The following is a 3654-nucleotide window of genomic DNA, read 5'->3' on the forward strand; positions in this document are numbered from 1 at the left end:
CGCAGCGACAATCGGATTTCGAAGAGTTCCTAGCCCGCTTGCACTGATCTCGCAAACATCGCCAGGGACCATCCACAGCGGCGGCTTGCGTGCAGCGCCCACGCCAGCTGGCGTTCCTGTGACGACAACATCACCTGGGCGCAAAGTCATAACCGCACTCAATTCGGCGATCAGCGTAGGAATATCGAAAATCAGATCGTCCGTGTTTCCGTCTTGCACCAGATTGCCATTTAGGCGAGTTTGCAGCGACAGTCCCTTTGCACCTTCGGGCAACTCGTCAGCTGTCACGAGATACGGGCCAAAAGCACCTGTTTTGTCGAAATTTTTGCCGATAGTCCATTGTGGCGTCCGGGTTTGATAGTCACGCAATGACGCGTCATTGAACAATGAATAACCAAAAACATGTTTGAGCGCTGTCGATTTTGAAATGTTTCGCCCGCCGATTCCAATCACAAATGCAATTTCACCCTCGTAGTCAAGCTGCTCTGACGTCTGAGGCCTTTCAATCGGATCTCCATGGCCGATCAAACTTGAATTGAAACGAGAGAATACAGTCGGATAAGCTGGCGGCACAAATCCACTTTCAGCCGAATGATCCACATAATTCAGACCAATACAAATGATTTTTTCTGGCGAGAGCAGCGGCGGTCTAAGCGAAACCTGCGCCAAATCAACATCTTCGCCAAGTGAAAGAGTGCGCGTCAATTTTCGGATGGCGTTCGGGCCACCTTCCAGCGCGGTCTGCAGATCGCCAGCGATGCCCAATTTATCTAAGAAAAGTCCTTTAAAGTCCATTCCATCAAGGGCTACGGCCAAGCCTTCGCGACCGTGCTCTGAGAAGCGCGCAATCTTCATATTAATTCCAATTTCGTAAGTATTTAAACAATTCACCCGTGGAAAAATTTAATCTAATTAACCACATTGACGTCCACAACACCGAGCCCGGAGAACTCGGCTCGAATGTGATCTCCCGATGAAACAGGAAGCTGACGCAGAAATGAACCAGTCATGACGACCATGCCTTCAGTAAGCTGACGCTGGTATTTCTCCAGCCGCTGCTTTAGCCACAAGATCGAATTCAGCGGATTTCCCAACACAACCTCACCGGGAGCGGAGTCAATCAGTGATGTGTTTTTGAACAACGTACAAACGACTTGCCTGTAGTCTCTATCGATTTGATGCTTGACGGGCTGGCCTAGAACGATTCCCGTGTGTTCCGCGTTGTCAGCAAAAGCCACGCCCATATCGAGAACCGTTACACGCTTCTCGATGTATTCGAATGCTGGGTATACAAAATCAACAGACTCAGCCATGTCTTCAAGCGTACGGGCAGATTTGATATTTTTGTTGAGCAGAAATGCCAGCTCGCATTCAATGTGCGGCTGAATAAGCTGGCTCGAAGCTAAGGCAGCCCCAGACCAAAGCACTTTATTTTCATAAATCGATCCGAATCCAGGCTCGGAAACTCCGAGTTGTTGCTGAACAGCCTTGTTGGTTGCTGCAACCTTCCAACCAAATCGGCGAATTCCGTGGGCTTCATAGCGATCTCCCACTTGAATCTGAATAAGACTGCCTTCATCAACAGAAAGTTGGCCAGCCCATTGCATAGGCGTAGGCGTTCGTTCCCAAGCGGATCTCCAGAAAGATTCAAGTACTTCGTGCTTTTCAGTCATGATGCTGGATCCTGTAAAAAATCTGACAGAGCTATCTGGTTATGTGACGCGGCATGTACGATGCCGTTGCTTGGAGTCAGTACTCTCGGCTGGGCCGCGGCATTCAAGAATTCTCAATTTATTTGCGAGAGGTTTTCTGAGTCGATGAGTAGTGCGCCAGCATCAAAGAGCGAATTAACATGCTCCTCTGACACTCCGATACTCGAAAGTACCTCTCGGTTGTGCTCGCCTCGGAATGCAGGCGATCCAGGAGGCGTTAGTTCATCCTTGGAAAACCGCCACGGACGACCGGGCAATATGTACTCTCCGCCGCGGCGGTTCGGCACACGCTCTACTGCGCGCCAATGTTCAGCCCAGACTGAGGTAGTCAAGGCAGATGCCGTACGGATCACACCCATCGCGATTTTCGCTTCATCCAATTGGCAATCGAGAGCTGCAATGCCCTGAAATGTGTAGAACCATGTCTGCACTATCCGATGCAAGTCGGCCACATTCTGCTTTCGAGCGGTCGCCGTTGCAAAGCGCACGTCAGACGCTAGGTCAGGTCGACGCATCGCTTTAAGAAAGAATGGAAACGTAAGAGAGCCAACCAAGCTCGCACTCAACACGATCTGCTCACCGTTCGGTCCTTCAAAGAAAGGACAATCCGCCGCGCCGAGAATGGGTGGTTCGTCGTTAAGTTCCTCCGGATTCAGATCGAAATGTGCACGCTCACTCGTTGCGAGCATCGTGGCAGCCATCGGAACATCGACGTGCTGACCAACACCGGTCAGGGACCGCCGGGTCAACGCCGCCAATGCGGCGATTGCGCCTTGCAAGCCGGTATACACATCAGCATGCGAGAGACTGTCGGTCATTGACCGCTCTAACGCTGCGCCATAGTGGTCCAGACTATTACGTGTAAATCCGGACTCTGCCTGAACTACAGGTGCGTATGCCATCCTGCTGGCCCAAGGTCCGAGTTGGCCATACCCGGAGATGGATACATAGATCAAGCGCGAATTGCGCGCTGCCAAGGTCTCATAATCCAATCCCAGAAACTTCATCGTTCCGGCGCGGAAATTCTCAACGACAACATCTGCTTCGTCACATAGCTTGAGGATGACGTCGAGTGCTCCCGGCACGTTGAGATCAATGCAGACGTTGCGCTTTCCAGCGTTCTGCTGCGCGTAGTACCCCGACATGCCCGAAGACCTTGGGTAGGCGAACCGGGAAAGGTCTTGCCGTGGCGGTTCGACCTTAATCACATCGGCACCCAGATCCATCAAGGTTCGGGCACACAATGGGCCGGCGAGCACACGTGAAAAGTCAACGACTCTGATTCCACTTAGTGGGCCGCTCATGGCTAAACCCCCTCGTATTTGGTCGAGCCCAAATCGCCTGCTTTGTACGCAGCAAGCCCGAGCACGAGGTCCTTGGAAGCCCAGATTGAGGCTTGAAGCTGCGTCATCGCCGCGTCTGCGGCGGCCACTCCCTGACTCACAGAAATGCGAATTAGTTGCTTTGATGCGGTGTGAGCGACGGTGGGGCCGGCAGCCATTTCGTTAGCAATGCTCATCGTGGCCGACTGCAATCGGTCGTCTGGGACCACCAAGTTAAGCAAGTTCCATCGCTCCAGAGTAGAGGCATCGTATCTGCGTCCAAGAATCGCCATCTCACTTGCGCGCAATGCACCGGCGCGTTGGCCAATCCGCTGGACTGCGCCCATCAAAGGATGCAAGCCGACGACCACTTCAACACATCCCAGCTTCGCCGATTCGGATGCAATGATGTAGTCGCATGCCATTGCCAATTCCAATCCACCCCCCACGCAGATGCCGTGCACGCTAGCGATTACTGGCAATCGACATGATTCGAATCGAGTGAGAAAGCCGGGAAGGTCATACGGATGTGCGCGACCCGCGATAGCGGCGCTTCGCACTTCATTCAAATAGTCGACGTCCGCGCCTGCAGAGAAATTCTTGAGACCGCTGCGCAGAAT

Annotated in this window: 4 protein-coding genes; all 4 read right to left on the reverse strand. The window is 52.7% G+C overall.

From position 1 onward, the window contains the following. Positions 1 to 855, reverse strand: an 855-nt coding sequence (locus QTI05_RS27700; RefSeq protein WP_286625025.1) for a fumarylacetoacetate hydrolase family protein, incomplete at its 3' end; no start/stop codon positions are given. Positions 856 to 908: 53 nt separating this feature from the next. Continuing rightward, positions 909 to 1673 (reverse strand): 2-keto-4-pentenoate hydratase, encoded by a 765-nt coding sequence (locus QTI05_RS27705; protein ID WP_286625026.1) that lies wholly within the window; start codon positions 1671 to 1673, stop codon positions 909 to 911. A 113-nt stretch (positions 1674 to 1786) separates the two neighbouring features. Then, positions 1787 to 3016, reverse strand: a complete 1230-nt coding sequence (locus QTI05_RS27710; RefSeq protein WP_286625027.1) for a CaiB/BaiF CoA transferase family protein — start codon at positions 3014 to 3016, stop codon at positions 1787 to 1789. A 2-nt stretch (positions 3017 to 3018) separates the two neighbouring features. Continuing rightward, positions 3019 to 3654: enoyl-CoA hydratase/isomerase family protein (locus QTI05_RS27715; RefSeq protein WP_286625028.1), on the reverse strand; the 636-nt coding region annotated here is incomplete at its 5' end.

This window comes from Variovorax fucosicus (genome assembly GCF_030316825.1).
GTDB classification, from domain to species: domain Bacteria; phylum Pseudomonadota; class Gammaproteobacteria; order Burkholderiales; family Burkholderiaceae_C; genus Variovorax; species Variovorax fucosicus.

Bases quoted from the DNA above. Each gene is read 5' to 3' on its own strand.
- QTI05_RS27705 (WP_286625026.1), bottom strand. From the start codon at position 1,673: ATGACTGAAAAGCACGAAGTACTTGAATCTTTCTGGAGATCCGCTTGG.
- QTI05_RS27710 (WP_286625027.1), bottom strand. From the start codon at position 3,016: ATGAGCGGCCCACTAAGTGGAATCAGAGTCGTTGACTTTTCACGTGTG.